The following is a 22804-nucleotide window of genomic DNA, read 5'->3' as shown; positions in this document are numbered from 1 at the left end:
CTCCTTTCAAGAGACCATAATTCGTCAATATAATGATAGCAGAATCAAAAGAAAAGGTCAAATAATAAAGCATTTTGTACCTATAAATTGAACATGATGAACTAAAAACATAGTTAAAAAAGAATCATTATTTATACTTATAAATAAATAAGTGACGAACACACTTAAAAAGGAGGAATTTTGATGAAAAGAAGAAATAGTTTATGGGCAATTGGTTTGGCTGTGGCTACGACTTCATTACTGACAAGTCAGCTAGTAGCAGCTACAACGCAAGTAAAACTGGAATATTGTAATACGATGGCAAGTATAAGTACCAATACTATGGGTGGAAAAATCAAGCTCACGAATACAAGTAATGAAACAATTAATCTGGAAGATTTAAAGGTCAGGTATTACTATACGGTAGATGAACCTTTAACTCAGACACTTTGGTGTGACCATGCAGGATTAATGGGGAGCAAAGGGTATGAAACCATAACAAGTTCTGTAACAAGCAAATTTGAAGCTTTATCTAGTCCTACTGAAAATGCAGATACTTATGTTGAGATTGGTTTCAAATCAGGGTTAAGCCAATTAACGCCCAATGGAACTATTGAATTACAAATGAGAATTACCAATAGCAGTTGGAAAAACTATAATCAAGCAAATGACTATTCTTACGAAGCCACACCTAATACATATATCATTAGTGAGCATGTTACACTTTATTATAAAGGCGTGCTTATTAGTGGAAGTGAACCAAGAAATGAAGGTGTTGTGGATGCAATCGTGACGCCTTTGGAACTGAGCTATGATAAAAATAAAGCGGTTAGTGGCGCTTGTGAAACACAAATCACTTTTAATGGCAATACCTTGGCAAGTATTAAGAATAATGGGGGAAGTCTTGGGACTAGTGACTATAGTATAGATGACAAAGGAATCTTAACCTTCAATGCCTCTTATCTAGAGAGTCTAGCAGAGGGAGATTATCAATTAGTTGTTAGCTTTAATGCAGGCAAAAGTTCTGTAATTCATTTACAGATTATGGATACAACAGATTACGATTTTGCTATGACACTAGAAACTCTTCAATTAAAAGCAGGAGAAGAAGCCATTATTCCTATAAAACTTAATAATGTTTCTACAGGTATTAACAATGCTAATCTTGTTTTTACTTATGATAAAGAGCTGATAGAAGTACAGGAAATACTAGCTGGTGAGATTGTTCCTAATTCAGAGCTTAGCTTTAAATCAGCTATTCATCAAACGGAAGGAACCTTTAACTTACTCTTTGCTTCTGCTGAGCAAGATGGAAGTGATTTGATTACGCAATCAGGCGATATGGTACAAGTGAAAATTAAAGCTAAAAAGGATTTTACAAGTGCACCTTTTAAAGTATTAAGTATGAAAGATATTGCAGATGCACAATTGAAGAAGATAACGGTTCTATTTAAAGTGAAGTAACATTTCAAAAAGTATATAGGAAGTAAGGAGGCGTCTTATGAAAATAGGGAAGAAAGTAACAAGTTTAGCACTAAGTGCTTTAATGGCTGTAATGATAGGAATGCCTAGCACATTAATGGCTGCTACAGCAAAATTAGATGATGATTGGTTAACAACTAAAGGGAATAAGATAGTTGATCAAGATGGAAATGAAGTATGGTTAACGGGTACTAATTGGTTTGGATTTAATACAGGAACCAATGTATTCGATGGTGTATGGAGCGTGAATATGAAAAAGGCTCTAGATGAAATGGCTAACAGGGGTATTAATCTCTTACGTATTCCTATCTCTACTCAGCTGATTTATGAATGGAAAAATGGTACGGCAAAAAAAGCGAATGTCAATGAATATGTTAATCCAGAACTGGCTGGTATGAGTAGTTTGCAGCTATTTGATGAAGCGGTTAAGATGTGCAAGGCAAATGGTATGAAAATCATGTTAGATATTCATAGTGCAGAGACTAATGCTATGGGGCATATTTATCCGGTTTGGTATGATGATGCTCATCCTATTGAAATGTACCATGAAACACTAGAGTGGTTTGCGCAGCGTTATAAAAATGATGATACGATTTTAGCTATTGACCTTAAAAACGAACCTCATGGAAAACCAGGACAAGATAAAGTATGGGCTAAATGGGATAATTCAACAGATGAAAACAACTGGAAGTATGCAGCTGAAACAGCTGCTGCTAAAGTATTAGCTATTAATCCAAACTTGCTTATAGTTATTGAAGGTGTAGAAGCTTATCCAATGGAAGGATATGACTATACCACACGTGATGAATATATGAAACCTCATTATTATTACAATTGGTGGGGTGGGAATTTAAGAGGTGTTGAAGACTATCCTATTGATTTAGGCGTCTATCAATCACAAGTGGTGTATTCACCTCATGATTATGGTCCACTTGTTTATGCGCAACCATGGTTTGAAAAAGATTTCACAACAGAAACACTTTATGAAGATTGTTGGGGAGATAACTGGGCTTATATTAATGAAGAAGGCATTGCTCCTTTACTAATGGGTGAATGGGGTGGCTTTATGGATGGCGGCAAAAATGAAAAGTGGATGACTTTATTAAGAGATTATATGATTAAAAATAAAATTCATCACACATTTTGGTGCTACAATGCTAATTCAGGAGATACAGGAGGATTAGTAGGCTATGATTTTGCAACCTGGGATGAAGCCAAATATGCTTTCTTAAAATCAGCTTTATGGCAAAATGCAGAGGGGAAATTTATTGGCTTAGATCATGAAGTAGCATTAGGAAATAAGGGGATTACAGTAGCAGCTTATTATAATGGTACACAACCTGAAAATCCAGGTGAAACCGGTATAAAAGGGGATTTAAACGGTGATCAAAGTATCAATTCTACCGATTATGCACTACTAAAAAGACACTTATTAGGAGTAAGCCTATTAACAGATATAGCATTAAAGAGTGCAGATGTTAATGAGGATGGGGCAGTTAATGAGGGAGACTTATTAAAACTAGAAAGCTATCTACTTGGAAATAGTGATAGCCTGCAATAAATATACAGATGGCATCTAATGAATCGTTAAGGACATAGAAGTTATAATAGTACTACTTGACAAAAAACGGATAGTGAGTACAATAATAACTAATATGTTTATACATGAAAAGCGAAGAAGATGCATAGTAGAAAAATAAGACCCAATAGAGAGAAGGTATCACCGGCTGCAAGTACCTTTTGGCAATCCTATTTTTTGAATTTCACATTGGAGCTTTATCTTTGAAATGATTAAAAGTAGAAGATAACGGTGGCAACGTTAGAGCTAATTGAGTGTTTATACCTTTGGTATAAAAATTTGGGTGGTATCGCGGAGACTATAAGCTTCGTCCCTTTTTGGGGACGGAGCTTTTTTATTTTGTTTTCTCATGACCAGCCATTACTGATTCATTAAGTGAAAATAAGAAAGGAGTTTTACAATGAAAGATAAATTAGAGATGATCAAACATAGTGCCATTACTAGTATTGAAACAGCTAATAGCCTAGCAGTTCTTGAAGAACTTCGTGTACAATACCTTGGTAAAAAAGGTGAATTAACAGCGGTTCTTCGTAATATGAAAGATTTAAGTAATGAAGAAAGACCAGTTGTTGGTCAAATTGCCAATGAGGTAAGAGCAGACATTGAAGCAAGTCTTGCTAATAAAAAAGTAGCCTTAGAATCAGCTGAGCAAAATAAGAAACTTCAAGAAGAAGTATTAGATATCACTATGCCAGGTAAAAAGTTAAACCTTGGTCATATGCATCCACTTCAAAAAACATTAGAAGAAGTACAAAATATTTTCCTTGGAATGGGTTATGAAATTGTAGAAGGCCGTGAAGTAGAAACAGCTTACTATAACTTTGATGCCCTTAACTTAGGAGAAGAACATCCAGCACGTGATGAGCAAGATACCTTCTATTTTAATAGTCAACTTGTTCTTAGAACAGCAACTTCTCCTGTTCAAGTACACACTATGGAAAGTGAAAGTTTACCTATTCGTATGATTGCACCAGGTCGTGTTTATCGTTCAGATGAAGTAGATGCTACTCACTCTCCTGTGTTTAATCAAATCGAAGGTCTTGTGATTGATAAAGATATTACCTTTGGTGACCTTAAAGGTGTGCTTGCAGAGTTTGCAAAAGCACTATTTGGGGACAAAGTAGAAGTTAAATTTAGACCTCACTATTTCCCATTCACAGAGCCAAGTGCAGAAGTAGACGTTTCTTGCGTTATGTGTGGTGGTAAAGGTTGTAATGTATGCAAAGGTTCAGGTTGGATTGAAATTCTGGGCTGTGGTATGGTACATCCAAAGGTGCTTGAGATGGCTGGTATTGACCCTACTGTATACCAAGGTTTTGCTTTTGGTGTAGGACTTGAGCGTATTACTATGCTTAAATACGATATTAATGACTTAAGATTATTCTACGAAAACGATATTCGTTTCTTATCACAATTCTAAGGGAAGTAGAAAGGAGAAAATCAAATGAACGTACCTATGTCCTGGCTTAAACAATATGTAGATATAGATGTAGATATAAAAACTTTTGAAGACGCAATGACAATGTCAGGCTCAAAAGTAGAAGCAGTAGAAGAAAGCGGTAAAGAAATTACAAAGGTAGTGGCAGGTAAAATTATTGATGTTCAGCCTCATCCTAATGCAGATAAACTCCGTATTATGCAAGTAGATGTAGCAGGTGAAAGGCCGCTTCAAATTGTAACTGCAGCAACAAATGTGAATTTAGGTGATGTAGTACCTGTTTCTCTTGATGGAGCCACTTTAGCAGGAGGTCTTAAAATCAAAGCAGGTAAGCTTAGAGGCGAACTTTCAGAAGGAATGTTTTGTTCAGTAGAGGAACTTGGCTTTAGTGAAGAAGATATTGAAGATGCACCACATAATGGAGTATATATCTTCCATAATGATATTAAACTAGGTTCAGATGTAAAACCTCACTTTGGTCTTGGTGAACAAGTCGTAGAATATGAAATCACATCAAATCGTGCAGATTGCTTTAGTATTCTAGGGATTGCAAGAGAAGCAGCAGCTACCTTTAAGAAACCTTTTAAATTCCCAAGCATTACAGTGGAAGAAGTAGGTGGTAATGCAGCTGAGATGGCTTCTATTGCTATTGAAAATGAAGACTTATGTCCTCGTTATGCAGCGAGAATTATTAAAAATGTAAAAGTTGGTCCATCACCAAAATGGTTAAAAGACCGTTTGCTTTCAGCAGGTCTTCGTCCAATTAATAATATTGTTGATATTACCAATTATATGCTTCTTGAATTTGGTCAACCCATGCATGCGTTTGACTATGATAAATTAGCAGGACATGAAATTCATGTTCGTAATGCAAAAGCAGGCGAAAAATTTGTTACCCTATTTGAAGAAGAAAAAACATTAGATGAAAGTATGCTTGTGATTGCAGATGCTGAAAAAGCAGTAGCTATTGCTGGTGTTATGGGCGGAGAAAACTCAAAAGTAACTGAAGAAACAACAACCATTCTTTTTGAATGTGCTAACTTTAATGGTTATAGCGTACGTCAAACTTCGAAGAAGTTAAATCTAAGAAGTGATTCTTCAGTAAAATATACAAAAGGACTTGATCCAAATAATATTACACTTGCACTTGAACGTGCGGCGCAGCTTATTAATATGACTGGTGCAGGTGAAGTGGTAAGTGGCAAAATTGATATTTATCCAAGAAAAAGAGAAGTCCTAACCATTCCTTACGATGTAGAATGGATCAATAATTTCTTAGGTACTGAAATCCCAGAAGATGAAATGGTAGCTTATTTTGAGTCAGTTGAGTTTGCTGTAGATAAAGATGCTAAGACAGTCACTATTCCTACTTTTAGAAGTGATGTAACTATGATGGCAGACTTAGCAGAAGAAGTAGCAAGATTATATGGTTATGACAAAATTAAACCAACACTTGAAAAAGCAGAACCTACCAGAGGGGCAAAAACTTTTGAACAAATCACATATGATCAAATTAGAAGCGTCATGAGTAGTTATGGCATTTATGGTGCTTTAACTTATTCTTTTGAAAGTCCAAAAGTATTTGATAAACTTTGTATTAAAGCAAATAGTCCATTAAGAGATGCGATGAAGATTACGAATCCACTTGGAGAAGACTTTAGTATTATGAGAACAACCAGCTTAAATGGTATTTTAACTTCTCTTTCTACTAACTTTAATAGAAGAGTAGAAGAAGCTGCTCTTTATGAAATTGGTAAAATCTATGTGAAACAACCTGTTACAGAAGAAGTGATTACAGATGTTAAAAGACAAGGTGAAAACTTATTACCAGCAGAAATTAAGAAACTAACAGTGGGAGCTTATGGTAAAAATACAGATTTCTTCTCTATCAAAGGTATGATTGAAACCTTAATGGGACAGCTTCATATTGAGAATATCGAAGTGATTAGAAATAGCGAATTAGATTACATGCATCCAGGTCGTACAGCGACTCTTTTAATTAATGGTAAAAATGCTGGTTTCTTTGGAGAAGTACATCCACAGGTAGCTAAAAACTATAATTTAGATACAAGAGTTTATATGGTAGAATTAGATCTTGCTACAGTGTTAGAAGCCATAGAGCATAATGTTACTTTTAAACCACTTCCTAAATATCCAGCAACAACAAGAGATATTGCTATGTTAGTAAGTAAGGAAACATTAGTGGGCGAACTTGAAAAGGTGATTAAACAACGTAGTGGTAAATTACTGGAAACAGTAGAGCTTTTCGATGTTTATGAAGGCGCTCAAATTGAAGCAGGATATAAATCAGTAGCATTTAAACTTACTTTTAGAGCAGAAGACCGTACTTTAGTAGATGAAGATATTCAAAAGGTAATGAAAAAAGTCCTTAATGGCCTAGAAATGAATTGTGGTGCTAAATTAAGAGACTAATCATAAAAGGAAAAAGTGGAGCAGTATACTGCTCTGCTTTTTTTATGAGCATAAAGGAATAGAAGACTATAAGTTTGTAAATTGTGTATGATAATACCATTTTTTTGAATTAAAATAGTAAGACTCCTTCATTTATAAAAATGAAATAAGCCATCTATAATATTAAAAATGGCAAAATGTCGTTTAAATAAGAAGATTATATATAAAAAATATATAAAACAAACAAATCTATAAAAAAAGTTTGCAAGAATTTAAGTATTGACTTGCAAAAATTTCAAAACAGTGTATTATATTATTAGAAATAAATCATCATCAATAGCCTGAGATAAGGGGGATATTAAGTTGTTAGATTTTACACAGTGTTCAATAGAACAATTAATGGAAGAGAAGCAATTACTTGAGAAAAAATATGCAGATTATGTGGGACAAAAATTAAAGTTAGACATGTCTAGAGGGAAACCAGCTAGTGCACAATTAGACCTTAATAATGATATTTTGTCTACATTAGAAACTTATATAACAGAAGATGGCACTGATGCACGTAACTACGGTGTGTTAGATGGCTTAAGTGAAGCTAAAAAACTATTTTCAGAGCTTCTTAATATTGCACCAGCCAATATGATTATTGGAGGAAATTCAAGCCTTAACTTAATGTATGATGCGATGACACGTCTCTTTTTATTTGGTACAGAAGGAGAACTGCCATGGTGTAAATTAGACAAGGTTAAATTCCTTTGTCCAAGTCCAGGTTATGATAGACATTTTGCTATTTGTGAAGATCTAGGGATAGAAATGATTACAGTACCTATGCATGAAGATGGTCCAGATATGGATTATATAGAATCACTTGTAAAAGAAGATGCAAGTATTAAAGGTATTTGGTGCGTGCCTCTTTACTCTAATCCACAAGGTATTTGTTACAGTGATGAAGTAGTAGATCGTTTGGCAAGTATGCAAACAGCAGCAAAAGATTTTAGAATCTTTTGGGATAATGCTTACGGTGTTCATCATATTTATGATGAAGTTAAACTTAAAGATATTTTTGAAGCAGCTCATGCAGCGGGTAATGAGAATCGCGTTTATTATTTCTTCTCTACTTCCAAAATCACCTTCCCAGGTGCAGGTGTGGCTTTAATAGCATCTAGCTTAAGTAATATTGCAGAAATCAAAAAACATATGAGTATTCAAACTATTGGTCATGATAAACTCAATCAACTTCGTACCGTTAACTATTTTAAAAATGCAGATGGTATTCGTGTGCATATGAAGAAGTTAGGTAATGAGTTAAGACCCAAATTTGAGATTGTTTTAAATACATTAGAACAGGAATTAGCAGGTACAGGACTTTTAAGCTGGACTAAACCACAAGGTGGTTATTTCGTAGCTGTAGATACTTTGCCAGGTTGTGCAAAAGAAACCGTTAGACTTGCAAAAGAAGCAGGTGTTGTATTAACAGGTGCAGGTGCAACTTTCCCTTATCAAAATGATCCACAAGATAGAAATATTCGTATTGCACCAACTTATCCTACAGTAGAAGAATTGCAAAAAGCTATGGAGCTCTTCTGTGTATGTGTGAAATTAGCAGGTGTTAATCGATTACTTATAGAAAACCAATGAAGAATTAAGAATGAAGAGTGAAGAATTTATAGCTAAAAGAGCACTAAATAATAAAGAACAAGAATAGGAAAATGTTTTAATTAACCATTATTCATTATTGATTTTTCATTCTTCATTATCTTTAGGTTTATAAAACTAAATAGCGATATAATAGCGGGGTAGGTTATAAAACGGAGTAGGTTTTATAACCTACCTCTTTCTTGCTTTTTAGAGCTATATTGCCATTTACATCTATGTTATAATGAGGACAGAAAAGAGAAAGGAGTTAAGTAGGTGATGATAACTAATTTTACCCATCTCCATGTGCATACTGAATATAGTTTATTAGATGGTTCAGCTAAAATTAATGATTTACTGGATCGTGTAAAAGAATTGGGAATGGACAGTATTGCTATTACAGATCATGGTGTGATGTTTGGTGCAATAGATTTTTACAAAGCAGCGAAACAAAGAGACATTAACCCTATTATTGGATGTGAAGTCTACTTAGCTGCACGTACTCGTTTTGATAAAGAGCCAGTAGATGCTAGATCTTATCATTTGGTTTTACTAGCCGAGAATAATAAAGGCTATCAAAACCTCATAAAAATGGTTTCTAGTGGTTTTATAGAAGGTTTTTACAGAAGACCTCGTATAGATATAGAGCTTCTTCGTGAGCATCATGAAGGGCTTATTGCTTTGGGGGCCTGTCTTGCAGGACCAGTGAGTAGAAGATTATTAAATGATAACTATGAAGAAGCTAAAGCAGCAGCTCTTACCTTAGAAGAGATTATGGGAAAAGGTAACTTCTTTTTAGAAATACAAGACCATGGGATTAAGGATCAACAAAAAGTTAATCAGCTTACACTTCGTTTGGCTGAAGAAACAGGAATACCTATTGTAGCTACTAATGATGTGCATTATATTAAGGATGAAGATGCTAATCCACATGAAGTGCTTCTTTGTATCCAAACAGGGAAGACCATGGAAGATGAAGATCGTATGGTTTACGAAGGTGGACAGTTTTACCTGAAAAGTCCCAGTGAAATGGCTATGCTTTTTCCTTATGCAGAGGAAGCTTTAGAGAATACCAATAAGATAGCACAGCGTTGTCACATGGACTTTACCTTCCATGAACTGAAATTACCAAAGTTTGATGTACCAGAGGGAAAGACGGCAGAAACATTTTTAAGAGAACGTTGTTATGAGGGTCTTAAAAAACGTTATGATACCATTACCCCAGAACTTGAGGAACGCTTAGAATATGAGTTGGGCATTATTATTCAAATGGGCTTTGTCGATTATTTCCTTATCGTTGGAGATTTTATTAAATACGCAAAAGACCATGATATTCCAGTAGGACCAGGAAGAGGGTCAGCAGCTGGTAGTATTGTAGCTTATACCTTAGAGATTACCAATATCGATCCTATTAAATATCAATTGCTTTTTGAACGTTTTCTTAATCCAGAACGTGTCAGCATGCCCGATATTGATATTGACTTCTGTTATGAAAGAAGACAAGAGGTCATAGAGTATGTTATTCGTAAGTATGGTGCAGACAGAGTAGCACAAATTGTCACCTTCGGAACTTTGGCAGCAAGAGCGGTTATTAGAGATGTAGGTCGTGCCATTAATATGCCTTATGCAGATGTGGATAAAGTAGCTAAGATGATTCCTAATGAGCTTAAGATTACCATTAAAAAAGCATTGAATATGAATGATGAGCTAAGAGAGCTCTATAATACCAATGAGCAAATTAAATATTTATTAGATACGTCTATGAAGTTAGAAGGGCTTCCACGCCATTCTTCTATGCATGCAGCAGGAGTAGTTATCTCCAATAAACCTGTTGTAGAGTATGTACCACTTAATGCCAGCGAAGGTGTTGTAACAACTCAGTATCCTATGACGACACTAGAAGAATTAGGACTTTTAAAAATGGACTTTTTAGGTCTTCGTACTTTAACAGTTATTGATAATGCTGTTAAGTTAGTGAAAAAGAATCACGACATAGATATTGATATTGAAAAAATAGATGATCATGATCCAAAGGTTTATGAACTGATTGCTTCGGGAAATACAGAAGGTATTTTCCAGTTAGAAAGTGCTGGTATGAAGAACTTCATGAAGGAACTGGCACCTACTTGTTTAGAAGATATTATTGCTGGAGTTTCTCTGTATCGTCCAGGACCTATGGATTTTATTCCTAAATATGTACAAGGTAAGAGAGATGCTAATAGCATTACCTATACCCACCCCGCTTTAGAGCCTATTCTAGAAAACACTTATGGTTGTATTGTGTACCAAGAACAGGTTATGCAAATCGTGCGTGATTTGGCGGGGTATAGCCTAGGACGAAGTGATCTTTTAAGACGTGCTATGGGTAAAAAGAAAATTGATGTGATGAATAAAGAACGTGAAATTTTCTTATATGGTGATGGCGATAGTGTACCAGGTTGTGTCAAAAATAATATTCCAGCAGAGATTGGTAATAAGATTTTTGACGAAATGGTAGACTTTGCTAAGTATGCTTTTAATAAATCACATGCAGCGGCGTATGCTGTAGTTGCTTATCAAACAGCGTATTTGAAAACTTATTATAAAGTTGAATTTATGGCAGCGCTTATGACATCGGTTATGGATGTAACCACCAAGATTACTGGTTACATGGAGACTTGTAAGCGAATGGGTATTGAGGTACTATCACCAGATATTAATGAGGGACATGCTTATTTTGATGCCAATGGTGACAAGATTATTTATGGACTAGCTGCTATTAAAAATGTAGGCAAAAACGTGATTGACCGCATTGTAGAAGAAAGGCAGCGAAATGGCCGATTCAAAAGCTTGACAGATTTTTATAATCGCATGGAAAGTAAGGATACTAATAAACGAAGTATTGAAAGTCTTATCTTAGCTGGTGCCTTTGATCATTTAGGAGGTAGACGTAGTCAATATATGGCTGTTTATAAGCAAATTGCCAATGGTATTAACTTGAATCGTAAAAACAATATTCAGGGACAAATAGACTTATTTGGTTTGGGCAGCGAGGAAGTTGTAGAAGATAAGGATCATTTACCGGACATTCCTGAATTTGATAGTAAAGAGCTATTAAATTATGAAAAGGAAGTCATGGGAATCTATCTCAGTGGGCATCCTTTAGATAAGGTAAGAGGCAGCTTAGAACGTTATATTACTTTAACCAGTGATCAGTTAGCACCCCCAAGTGAGGAAGAAGAAACAAAAGAAGAACAAATTTATGATGGTAAACGTGTAGTAGTAGGTGGTATTCTTATAGAGAAAAAAGTGATCTTTACAAAACAAAATAAAAAAATGGCTTTTTTAACTTTAGAGGATACTAGAGGAGTTATGGAAATAGTAGTCTTTCCTAATTCTTTCGAACAGTTTACTACTTTTCCAGAGGACAGTGTATTTGTCATAAAAGGACGTATTTCTATAAAGGAAGAAACGAGTGCGGTTATATTAGCAGAAGAGATAACTACTTTAGAAATACTCACTAAGCCTAAGGAAGAGGAGCCTTACGTCCTTTTAGAACTTGATGCAGACCAAAGAACAAAAGAAGTGAGAGAGGAATTACTGCACATATTCCAAAATTATAAGGGAAAAACTAAAATTATCGTTCAAAATAGCGAGGATGGTGCACAAAAAGCTTTTCCATCTAAGTATAATGTACAAATTTGTGACGAGTTTGTAAAAAAAATAACAAATTTATTAGGAAAAGAGCGTGTGACTATTAAGAATTAAGGATAAGGTATTGCTATTTAAACATGTTTTAAGTAAAATAAAAAAGGTTAGTAGCTTTGAAAACAAGTCTTATTTCTTTGTAATAATCAACCGGTTACATACAAGGAAAAAGTGAAAATTAAAACAACCATAAGGGGGTTATTTTATGAGTAAAAAAATTAACACAATCGGCGTATTAACAAGCGGCGGTGATGCACCAGGAATGAATGCTGCCATTCGTTCAGTAGTACGCGTAGCATGTGCACGTGGTATTAAGGTGATGGGTATTAATAAAGGCTATAATGGGTTACTAGCAGGAGATGTAGTAGAATTAACACCAAGAAGTGTATCTGATATTGTACAACGTGGTGGTACAATTCTACAAACAGCACGTTGTCTAGAATTTGTCAAACCTGAAGGTCAAGCACGTGGTGCTGAAATGTGTAAAGTATTTGGTATTGACGGTCTTGTTGTTATTGGTGGAGATGGTTCTTTCCAAGGGGCAGAAAAGCTTGCTAATTTAGGAATCAACACAATCGGTATTCCAGGAACAATTGACCTTGATATTGCTTGTACAGAATATACTATTGGATTTGATACAGCTGTTAATACAGCAATGGATGCTATTAATAAAATTCGTGATACTTCAACTTCACATCAAAGATGTTCTATTGTAGAAGTAATGGGAAGAAATGCAGGTTATATTGCTTTATGGTGTGGTATTAGTTCTGGTGCTGAAATGGTACTTCTTCCAGAAAAAGAACGTTTAACAGATGAACAAATTATCAAACAAATTCTTGAAAATAAACACCATGGCAAAAAGAACTGCTTAATTATTGTAGCTGAAGGTGTAGGCGGCTCTGAAGCACTTGCTAAGAAAGTAGAGCAGGTAACAGGTATCGAAACACGTGCAACCATTTTAGGGCATCTTCAAAGAGGTGGTTCACCAACAGCAGTAGACCGTGTACATGCTTCTATGATGGGTGCTAAAGCAGTAGATTTACTTTGCGAAGGTAAAGCAAAACGAGTAGTTGCTTATGTAAAAGGTGAATATGTGGATTATGACATTAATGAAGCACTTGCAATGAAGAAAAATATTGACGAATATATGTATAAAGTAAGCGAATTACTTGTATAGTTGTAAAAAAGGATAGCTTTTAACTACATTAATGATGGATAAACCAGGGGGGGCAGCAATGCGCAAAACTAAAATTATTTGTACATTAGGACCTAAGACCAGAGACGTAGACAATATAAGAAAAATCATCGAAACAGGTGCTGATGCGATTCGTATCAATTTTTCACATGATGATCATAAAATTCATGGAGAAACCGTTAAACGTGTTATTAAAGTAAGAGAAGAGCTTGGAAAACCTATTCCTCTTATTCTAGATACTAAAGGACCAGAGATTAGAACTGGTGTCATGAAAGATGACTTAGACCACAAGCTAAACATTGGAGATAGTTTTACTTTAACAACAGAGGAAATTGAAGGGGACGGCAAGCGTGTAAGTGTGACTTATAAAAATTTGCCTTTTGATTTAAAAAGAGGTAGTCGTATTTTAATTGACGATGGTCTCATTGAACTCCGTGTCAAAAATTTGACGGATACTGACATTGAATGTAGTGTCGTTAATGGTGGTGTATTAGGTTCAAGAAAAGGGGTTAATATCCCTGATGTATTTGTTAATTTACCTGCACTTACAGAAAAAGATATTGCAGACGTAGAGTTTGCACCAAAAGCAGGCTTTGACTATATTGCTGCCTCTTTTATCCGTTGTGCTGCTGATATTATTAAAATTCGTCAAGTGCTAGAAGAAGCAGGCGGAAGCGATATTCAAATTATTGCTAAAATTGAAAATCGAGATGGTGTCAATAACATCGATGAAATCATCGAAGTAGCAGATGCAATCATGGTTGCTAGAGGTGACTTAGGTGTAGAAATTCCTACAGAAGAAGTACCTATCGTGCAAAAAGAACTCATTAAAAAAGCAAATAAAGCAGGTAAACCTGTTATTACAGCAACACAAATGCTAGATTCTATGATTCGTAATCCTAGACCTACAAGAGCAGAAACAACCGACGTAGCTAATGCTATTTTTGATGGTACAAGTGCGATTATGCTTTCAGGAGAAACAGCTAAAGGTGATTATCCTTTAGAAGCTATTCAAACGATGGCTAAGATTGCTATGACAGCAGAAGCTGTTGTAGCGAAACAAGCACAGGAAACTTTAGTGAGTAAAAACTATGGTATTAGCATGACTAATGCAGTAAGCCATGCAACTTGTAATACTGCTAGAGAATTAGATGCTGCATGTATTATTAGTATTACGAAATCCGGCTATACAGCACGTTCTATTTCAAAATTCAAACCTAACTGTCGTATTGTAGGTTGTACCAATAATCAAAGAGTACTTAGACAGCTTAACTTAGTTTGGGGTTGTACACCTGTACTCATTACACCTAAAGAAGGGGCTTCTACAGATGAAACTTTTGCATTAGCGGTTCAAAAAGTTGAAGAGCTTAAACTTGCTGAGCAAGGTGATGTAGTGGTTTTATCAACAGGGGTACCATTAGGGGCAGAAGGTACAAGTAATATTATGAAGGTACAATACGTGGGAAACGTACTTACTAAAGGCGTGGGTTTCGGCAATAAGTCTATCACAGCACGCGCCAGTGTGATTAAAGTATTAGACGAAGCTGATCAATATTTTAAACAAGGGGATATTTTAGTAGCTCATAAAACGAGCAACGAATATTTACCTTATATGAAAAAAGCAAGTGCTATTGTTGTAGAAGAAAGTGCACTTGAAGAAAATAATCATGCCGTAATAGTTGGGAGAACGTTAGATATTCCCGTTATTATTGGGGCTAATGGGATTATAGAAGGACTTAAAAATGCTACTGTTATTACTGTAGATAGCAGAAATGGCTATATCTATAATGGCGTAGTACATAAAGCATAATAAATCAAGGGGCTATCTATAAGATGGCTCCTTATTGCTTTTAATGAATCTTGGTTAAAGATTTAATTAAAATGAAGTCAAAGTAGATATTTTTAGAAATATAGTATAAAATAAGTAAAAAGTTCATTTGCTATTTAAGGAGAGAAAGACATGAAACAGAGTGAGGCACCAGGGTTTATTAAGGTAAAGCGAGGCTTTATACAAAGACAGAATCTTCATCCAGCTCAGATTTTGGTAGGTGGCTTTTTGATCGTTATTCTTTTAGGTACTTTGCTATTGTCATTACCTATTAGTGCGGCAAATGGTGAAGCAACGTCTTTGATTGATGCTTTGTTTACCACTACCTCAGCGGTGTGTGTAACGGGTTTAACAGTAGTGAATACGTCTATGCATTGGAGTAGCTTTGGGAAAACGGTTATTTTATTTTGTATTCAGATTGGTGGACTAGGGTTTATGACCTTAGTAAGTATGTTATTTATTGTTTTAGGAAAAAGGATTACCCTTAAAAATAGGCTTATTATGCAAGAAGCGCTTAATTTCAATACAACTGCAGGGATTGTTCGCTTTACTACGCATATTGTAAAAGGAACATTGCTGGTAGAAGGAATAGGTGCATTTTTATTATGCTTTGCATTTATTCCTGACTATGGTTTTATAAAAGGTATTATTTATTCTATTTTCCATTCAATTTCCGCTTTTTGTAATGCGGGCTTTGACTTAATAGGAACCAGGAGTTTAACGCCTTATGTGGGAAATAGTATAGTTAACTTAGTTATTATGTCACTGATTGTAGTAGGTGGACTTGGATTTAGTGTATGGATTGATACGTATAAAATGATTCGAGGAAAATTAAAAGCGCCTAAGCATTTTAAGTGGAAACAGGCGTTTAACAAAATGTCTGTGCATACTAGATTAGTATGGATTTTAACGATAAGCTTACTTTTGATTGGATTTATTGTGATATTTGTTTTAGAATATAAAAATCCAGGAACCTTAGGGCCTTTAACTTTTAAAGAAAAGGTATATGCGGCTATGTTTCAATCTGTTTCACCACGTACAGCTGGTTTTAATACGGTGGATTTGGCTAGTTTAACAGACACTTCAAAACTAGTGACAATATTGCTCATGTTTATTGGTGGTTCACCTGCTGGTACAGCAGGAGGGATCAAAACAGTTACTGTAGGGGTACTGATGTTATGTGCCATTTCAACCATCAGAGGTAATGAACAAACAACTATTTTTAAAAGAAGAATACCTCTTCAAATTATTACACGTGCATTAACAATTATTATGATTTCTGTTATGGTTGTATTTACTGTTGTAGGCGTATTAAGTTTATCAGAAGACTTTACGTTTATGGAAATTCTTTTTGAAACCATATCAGCTTTTGCTACTGTTGGTACGACTTTAGGAATTACGCCGTTATTAAGTATAACAGGAAAGATTACGATTATTATCGTTATGTTTATTGGAAGATTAGGACCTATTACAATGGCTATGGCCCTTATGGTAAGACAAAGTAAAAATAAAGGAAACATTCAATATCCAGAAGAAAAGGTTATGGTTGGATAATAGAGGAGGATTATTGTGAAAGCAAAACAATTTGTGGTCTTTGGATTAGGACGATTTGGAAGTAGTCTAGCGACTACGTTGGCAGATGCGGGCTACGAAGTAATGGGTGTAGACAAATGTGAAGAAAGGGTGCAAGATATTTCACCTGTAGTGACGCAAGCAGTACAAGCAGAGGTGACAGACATTGATACCCTACGTTCATTAGGCATTCGTAATTTCGATGTGGCTATTGTAGCAATTGGTAAAGATATGCAATCTAGTATAATGACTACTTTGCTTTTAAAAGAAATGGGTATTCCTTATGTTGTGGCTAAAGCAAGTACGGAAATTCATCAAAGAGTACTAGAGAAAATAGGAGCAGATCGTATTATTTTGCCTGAGAGAGATATGGGTAAACGTATTGCCACCAATCTTATAGCTGGTAATATTATTGATTATATTCAGCTTTCACGTGATTATAGTATAATGGAAATCTCTATTTTACCACAATGGAGAAGTCGCAGTATTAAAGAGATTAATATCCGCGCTAAATATGGCATTAATATTATTGCAGTTGAAAGAGGCGGTGATATTAATGTAACCCCTGGACCAGATTACATTTTAGAAGAAAATGATTTATTGGTAGTAGTGGGTAATAATAAATCTATTCAAGAATTGGAAGCTAAAAGGCATGAATAAAAAGCAAATAACAAGTCCTCAAAATAATGTGATTAAAAACATAAAGGAATTACAAAAAAAGAAAAGCGCACGTAAGTCAGAAGGTTTATTTGTTATTGAAGGTATACGTGGGGTAAAAGAAATTCCTAGTCATGTTAAAATCAAATATCTTATTACAACGTCTGAAGTAGATGAAAAAGAATTAGGAGCAGTAAAGGCAGAGGAAAGGCTAGAGGTGTCTAAAGAGATTTATAAAAGTATAAGTGATACCCAATCTCCTCAAGGTGCTATGGCAGTTGCTTATATGCCAACCTATGATTTAGTACACTTCAATATTGAAGCAGGCCATTATTTAGTACTAGAAAATTTACAAGATCCAGGAAATTTAGGAACCATTATTAGAACAGCACATGCCTTTGATTTTAAAGGGGTATTCATTACCAAAGGTTCTGTAGACCTTTATAGTCCCAAAGTAGTACGATCTACAATGAGTTCATTATTTCATGTACCTATTGTAATAGAAGAAGAGATAGATACTTATATGGATTTCTTAAAACAAAAAGGTGTTACTTTATATACAACAGCGCTAATACCTGGTGCAAAACCTATTTATGATGTTACCTTTGAGGAAAAGGTAGCAATCATTATTGGCAATGAAGGTAATGGCGTTTCTGAACGTGTAAAAGAAGCAAGTGATCATACAGTGATTATTCCTATGCCAGGAGCAGCTGAATCTTTAAACGCAGCGATAGCAACAAGCATTTGTATGTATGAAATAACAAGACAATGTCAAAAGGGCGATTGAATAGATCATCGGTCATTATTATATCTCTGATATGGGAAAATTTTAAACATGGTTTTTATAAAAGGTAGAACTTGACAAATAACTAGAAACTTCATATAATGTTAAGCAGTTAAATAGTTATAACGATGAAAAGAAGAGTAGCCATTAAGATGACTTTCAGAGAGCTAGCGGTAGGTGGAAGCTAGTAGAATCTAATGCGTGAAGAACCTCTTGGAGTTGCTAATCGAAAATGCTACGGGCAATGAGTAGGCTTAGCCGGGTAAAGACCGATATATCTTTTTGAGGTGAATTACCTTTTGGTAATTAACTAGGGTGGTAACGCGGAGTACAAGCTTCGTCCCTTTGGAGAGGGGCGAAGCTTTTTTGTTATATCCATACACATAGTTTTGGAGTAAAGCCATAGGCTTACTATGTGATTAGAGTAGAAGAGTTTAAAATAAGGAGGCATAGCATCATGCAAACAACATCTATCAGAACACTGTATCAGCGTACTAGTGAGGTACAACCAACCAACTTAACAGTAGCAGGCTGGGTAAGAACTGTAAGAGACTCAAAAACTTTTGGGTTTATCGAGGTGAATGACGGAACTTTCTTTAAATCACTTCAAATTGTATTCGAGGACACACTGGAAAACTTTAAAGAAGTGGCTAAACTAGGAGTAGGAGCAGCCATTATCGTTACAGGTGATCTTGTGATGACACCTAACCAAAAGCAACCCTTTGAGTTAAAAGCAACACAGATAGTAATAGAAGGTGAATGCCCACCTGAATATCCACTTCAAAAGAAAAGACATTCTTTTGAGTACCTGAGACAAATTGCTTATCTTAGACCACGTACTAATACCTTTGGTGCTGTTTTTAGAGTACGTTCTTTAGCAGCTTATGCTATTCATAAGTTTTTCCAAGAAAGAAGCTTTGTATATGCACATACACCACTGATTACAGCAAGTGACTGTGAAGGTGCTGGAGAAATGTTTAGAGTAACAACTTTAGATCCAGTGCATCCTCCTAAAACAGAAAATGGTGAAGTAGATTTCAAAGAAGATTTCTTTGGTAAAATGGCTAGTCTTACAGTATCAGGTCAGCTTTCCGCAGAGACATTTGCTATGGCTTTTAGAGATGTTTATACTTTTGGGCCAACTTTTAGAGCAGAAAAATCTAATACACCAAGACATGCTGCAGAGTTTTGGATGATTGAACCAGAAATTGCTTTTGCAGATCTTGAAGACGATATGCGTTTAGCAGAAGATATGGTGAAATTTGTTATTAACTATGTACTTGAAAATGCAAAAGAGGAAATGGCGTTCTTTAATCAATTTGTTGACAAAGGTATTTTAGAAAGACTTCAAGGCGTAGCATCAGCTGACTTTGGACGTGTAACCTATACAGAAGCTGTTCAAATCTTGGAAAAATGTGGTAAAAAATTCGAATATCCAGTTTATTGGGGATGTGATCTTCAAACAGAACATGAACGTTATTTAACAGAAGAACACTTTAAAAAGCCAGTATTTGTTACTAACTATCCAAAAGAAATTAAAGCATTCTATATGAGAATGAATGAAGATGGTAAAACTGTAGCGGCTATGGATCTTTTAGTGCCAGGTATTGGGGAACTTATTGGTGGTAGCCAAAGGGAAGAAAGATTAGAGGTTCTTTTAGAGCGTATGGCAGAGCTTGGTCTTAAAGAAGAAGATTACTGGTGGTACTTAGATTTAAGAAGATTTGGTGGTACACGTCATGCAGGATTTGGTTTAGGGTTTGAACGTTTAATTATGTATTTAACAGGAATGACTAATATTAGAGACGTTATCCCATTCCCAAGAACGACAGGTCAAGCAGAATTTTAATTGTTCTTAAGGAGTTAAGCGGTGGCTTAACTCCTTTTTATTTGGGGTTTGTAATAAAAACTGAATATATATAATATTGACAAAAAATAATATATTATATATAATCAGTCTTGCTGTGATTGTTAATAAATTAATAAAGGGGAGAATCAAAATGAAACAAGTAAAATCAATGGTACTCATGAGCATTTTATCCGTTATGATGGTATTGTGTTTATCAGGATGCGGAAAAAGTGCGGTTGTAGGAAATTGGAGTCTAGCAGGTGGAGAAAGTGAAGGCGTTAAAGTTGACACTGCTGCTTTAAAAGAGAGTTTAGGGTTAGAATTAGATATGAGCTTTGAGTTTAAACAAGACGGTACTTTTACAGGAGTCTTTATGGGGGAATCATCAGAAGGTACTTGGCAAGAAGCAGAGGGGAAAATTACAGCTACTATTGATGGTGAATCTATAGAATGTTCAATTGTAGAGAATCAATTACATATGGATATGGATGGTAGCACTTTGATTTTTGAAAAGAAATAGCTAAGATAAAGAGCTTGTAAGCAACAGTAAATTTGTTGACTTACGAGCTTTTTTATTGTTCAAGTGTTGGTTAAATATTTTGATAAAGCAGGATTTTTTTAGCATTTATTGGTATAATAGACTTATCATATAATAGGGAGGGAGTAGCATGTTGATTACAAATATTAAAGTAACAGATTTGTATGGGCTTCATAACTATGACATTGCTTTTGATAAGGAGGAATGTCTCAAAATTATTCATGCGCCTAATGGATATGGTAAGACAACAATTTTGAAGTTAATTAGAGCTATTTTAGAAGGTTATATTGATGAACTGCAGCAGATTCCCTTTAAACGTTTTATGATTGTTTGTGATCCAGCTATTACAGTGGAAGTCTATAAGGAAAATAATGAAATGTACTATCATTTTATTAGTGGTCAATTTGAAGAGACCTATCAAGTAGGTCTAGACAAAAATGCTGAATTAAGTGCTTCTATTTTAAATCGTTTAAAAAGCATTACTAAAGAAATGCCCATTTATTTAATTAATGCAGATCGTCTATGGCTAGAGAAAAAGGAATATACAGATGCTGCCCACATGTTTTTACCCACTGTATTAGAGTATGCTAAAGAATTAAGTGAATTAATGAGAGAAGCTTTAGCACAGTCCAATTATTGTGGACAGGAGTTAGATAGAAGTTTTCCTAATCGTCTGATTAAGCGCCTTAATGATACAGAAGCATCTTACCTAAGTATAGAAGAGATAAGGGAGCAGTTACAAGAATTAGAGAAAAAACGAACCATTTTAGAAAGTGCAGGGCTTTTTTCCAATGTTCCAGTAGCTTTACCAGAAGAACTTTCACAAGTAGATGAAAAAATTCTTAAAGTGCTAACTTTATATATTGAAGATAGTCATGAAAAGTTAAGAGCTTTTGAAAGTTTGGCAACTAAAATTAATTTATTAGCTACTTTAATTAATAAGCGCTTTTCTTATAAAGTAATGGAAGTCAATATGAAGGATGGTTTTGTATTTAAAGTACCTACGAAGGAAAAATTACGAGCAGATAAACTTTCTTCAGGAGAGCAAAATGAACTGATTTTGCTTTTTAAACTCTTATTTAAATCACCTGCTAACGCACTTATCTTAATAGATGAACCAGAGATTTCTTTGCATATTGCATGGCAACAGAGCTTCCTTGAAGATATGGAAGCTATTGCAGCGTTAACGAAGGTGAAATTAATTATTGCTACACATTCACCAGATATCATTAATGGAAGATGGGACTTAACAACTGGTTTGGAGGAATGCTGATGAAGCAGTATATGAGTGCAACCAGATTAGTGACTAAGCTTAAGATGCTACGAAGTGGGAAAAAAGATAAAAGCTTTTTGGTAGTGGAAGGAATTACAGACTTTAGACTATATAGTAAGTTTATTGATCCTAGCTGTTGTGAAGTGATTATAGCAGATAGTAAACAAAATGTAGAGGCATGTATTAAAGTATTTAATGAGGAAAAGGCTTTGGGTATTTTAGGAATTACAGATAGAGATTTCGATGGTTTAGAGCCAGAGTTAGAAGTGATACCTAACGTATTTGTTACAGATGGACATGATTTAGAATGTATGCTTATTAAGTCTAATGCTTTTGAAAATATATGTATCGAATATGGAGATAAAGAAAAATATATGAAATTCGAATCCCACATTAAAATGCCTATTAGGGATTACCTTATAAAACAGGTAGCACTTATTGGTTATTTAAGATGGTATTCGTTAAAGGAACAACTAGGCCTTCGTTTTTCTAATCTGGAATTTGAAAAGTTTATAGATACTAAAACCTTGGAAGTGGATTTATCAAGACTTATAGATTACGTTCTTTTTGGAAGTAAAAAAGCAAAAGAAATGGAGAGTAGTCTAATAAGTAAAGAGGTAAAAAAATTAAAAGCAAGACATCATGATGAATGGCAAGTATGTTGTGGACATGATTTGATGGTAGTGATTAATCTAGGATTAATGCACGTTTTTGGTAACTATAATGCTAAGAATTTGTTTCCAGGGCAATTAGAAGGTAATTTTAGATTAGCTTATACCAAGGAAGATTTTAAACAAACACAGCTCTATAAACAACTTGTAACTTGGGAGAATAAAGAACAGGGTTATTATTTATTTAAAAAGTAAAATAACTACCTTAAAAATTGTTTGAAAAAA

General features: G+C 34.8%; 15 protein-coding genes and 2 other annotated features. All 15 genes read left to right on the top strand.

What is annotated here, in order from left to right; all coding sequences use genetic code 11:
- The first annotated feature begins 183 nt into the window (after window positions 1–183).
- The 15 genes from EKH84_RS15870 (at window position 184) to EKH84_RS15800 (ending at window position 22774) form a co-directional block, all read left to right on the top strand.
- Complete coding sequence (locus EKH84_RS15870; RefSeq protein WP_127067048.1) at window positions 184–1443, top strand: cellulose binding domain-containing protein; 1260 nt, start codon at window positions 184–186, stop codon at window positions 1441–1443.
- A 37-nt stretch (window positions 1444–1480) separates the two neighbouring features.
- A complete protein-coding gene (locus EKH84_RS15865; protein WP_127067047.1) occupies window positions 1481–3022 on the top strand; it encodes a cellulase family glycosylhydrolase in 1542 nt (513 codons plus the stop codon).
- Window positions 3023–3127: 105 nt separating this feature from the next.
- Window positions 3128–3358: a binding site (T-box leader), on the top strand.
- Between the two features lie 82 nt (window positions 3359–3440).
- Entirely contained in the window at window positions 3441–4460 is a 1020-nt protein-coding gene (gene pheS / locus EKH84_RS15860) for a phenylalanine--tRNA ligase subunit alpha (protein ID WP_013657593.1), read from the top strand.
- 24 nt (window positions 4461–4484) lie between these two features.
- Window positions 4485–6911, top strand: a complete 2427-nt coding sequence (pheT, locus tag EKH84_RS15855; RefSeq protein ID WP_127067046.1) for a phenylalanine--tRNA ligase subunit beta — start codon at window positions 4485–4487, stop codon at window positions 6909–6911.
- 378 nt (window positions 6912–7289) lie between these two features.
- Window positions 7290–8528: an aminotransferase class I/II-fold pyridoxal phosphate-dependent enzyme gene (locus tag EKH84_RS15850; RefSeq protein WP_243118681.1), complete on the top strand. Its 1239-nt coding sequence runs from the start codon at window positions 7290–7292 to the stop codon at window positions 8526–8528.
- Window positions 8529–8804: 276 nt separating this feature from the next.
- The gene (locus EKH84_RS15845) at window positions 8805–12272 is read left to right on the top strand and encodes a DNA polymerase III subunit alpha (protein WP_127068112.1); all 3468 of its coding nucleotides are present in this window, start codon (window positions 8805–8807) and stop codon (window positions 12270–12272) included.
- A 145-nt stretch (window positions 12273–12417) separates the two neighbouring features.
- Complete coding sequence (gene pfkA, locus EKH84_RS15840; RefSeq protein ID WP_127067044.1) at window positions 12418–13389, top strand: 6-phosphofructokinase; 972 nt, start codon at window positions 12418–12420, stop codon at window positions 13387–13389.
- 58 nt (window positions 13390–13447) lie between these two features.
- Complete coding sequence (gene pyk / locus EKH84_RS15835) at window positions 13448–15217, top strand: pyruvate kinase (RefSeq protein WP_127067043.1); 1770 nt, start codon at window positions 13448–13450, stop codon at window positions 15215–15217.
- A gap of 150 nt (window positions 15218–15367) precedes the next feature.
- Window positions 15368–16789 carry a TrkH family potassium uptake protein gene (locus EKH84_RS15830; RefSeq protein ID WP_127067042.1) on the top strand — a complete coding sequence of 474 codons (1422 nt, stop codon included), beginning with the start codon at window positions 15368–15370 and terminating at the stop codon, window positions 16787–16789.
- 15 nt (window positions 16790–16804) lie between these two features.
- Window positions 16805–17467, top strand: coding sequence for a potassium channel family protein (locus EKH84_RS15825; RefSeq protein ID WP_127067041.1), 663 nt, complete (start codon window positions 16805–16807; stop codon window positions 17465–17467).
- The gene (locus tag EKH84_RS15820) at window positions 17460–18251 is read left to right on the top strand and encodes a TrmH family RNA methyltransferase (protein ID WP_127067040.1); all 792 of its coding nucleotides are present in this window, start codon (window positions 17460–17462) and stop codon (window positions 18249–18251) included. The genes EKH84_RS15825 and EKH84_RS15820 overlap by 8 nt, the downstream gene beginning before the upstream one ends.
- A gap of 116 nt (window positions 18252–18367) precedes the next feature.
- Window positions 18368–18596: a binding site (T-box leader), on the top strand.
- A 109-nt stretch (window positions 18597–18705) separates the two neighbouring features.
- The gene (asnS, locus tag EKH84_RS15815; RefSeq protein ID WP_013657575.1) at window positions 18706–20097 is read left to right on the top strand and encodes an asparagine--tRNA ligase; all 1392 of its coding nucleotides are present in this window, start codon (window positions 18706–18708) and stop codon (window positions 20095–20097) included.
- Window positions 20098–20248: 151 nt separating this feature from the next.
- Entirely contained in the window at window positions 20249–20617 is a 369-nt protein-coding gene (locus tag EKH84_RS15810) for a hypothetical protein (RefSeq protein WP_127067039.1), read from the top strand.
- A gap of 148 nt (window positions 20618–20765) precedes the next feature.
- Window positions 20766–21908 (top strand): AAA family ATPase, encoded by a 1143-nt coding sequence (locus tag EKH84_RS15805; protein WP_127067038.1) that lies wholly within the window; start codon window positions 20766–20768, stop codon window positions 21906–21908.
- On the top strand, window positions 21908–22774 hold the full coding sequence (locus tag EKH84_RS15800) for a DUF4435 domain-containing protein (RefSeq protein ID WP_190283356.1): 867 nt from the start codon (window positions 21908–21910) through the stop codon (window positions 22772–22774). The genes EKH84_RS15805 and EKH84_RS15800 overlap by 1 nt, the downstream gene beginning before the upstream one ends.
- The last annotated feature ends 30 nt before the right edge of the window (window positions 22775–22804 follow it).

The organism is Cellulosilyticum sp. WCF-2, from assembly GCF_003990395.1.
GTDB lineage: Bacteria > Bacillota > Clostridia > Lachnospirales > Cellulosilyticaceae > Cellulosilyticum > Cellulosilyticum lentocellum.
This window is presented reverse-complemented; position numbering and strand designations above follow the sequence as displayed.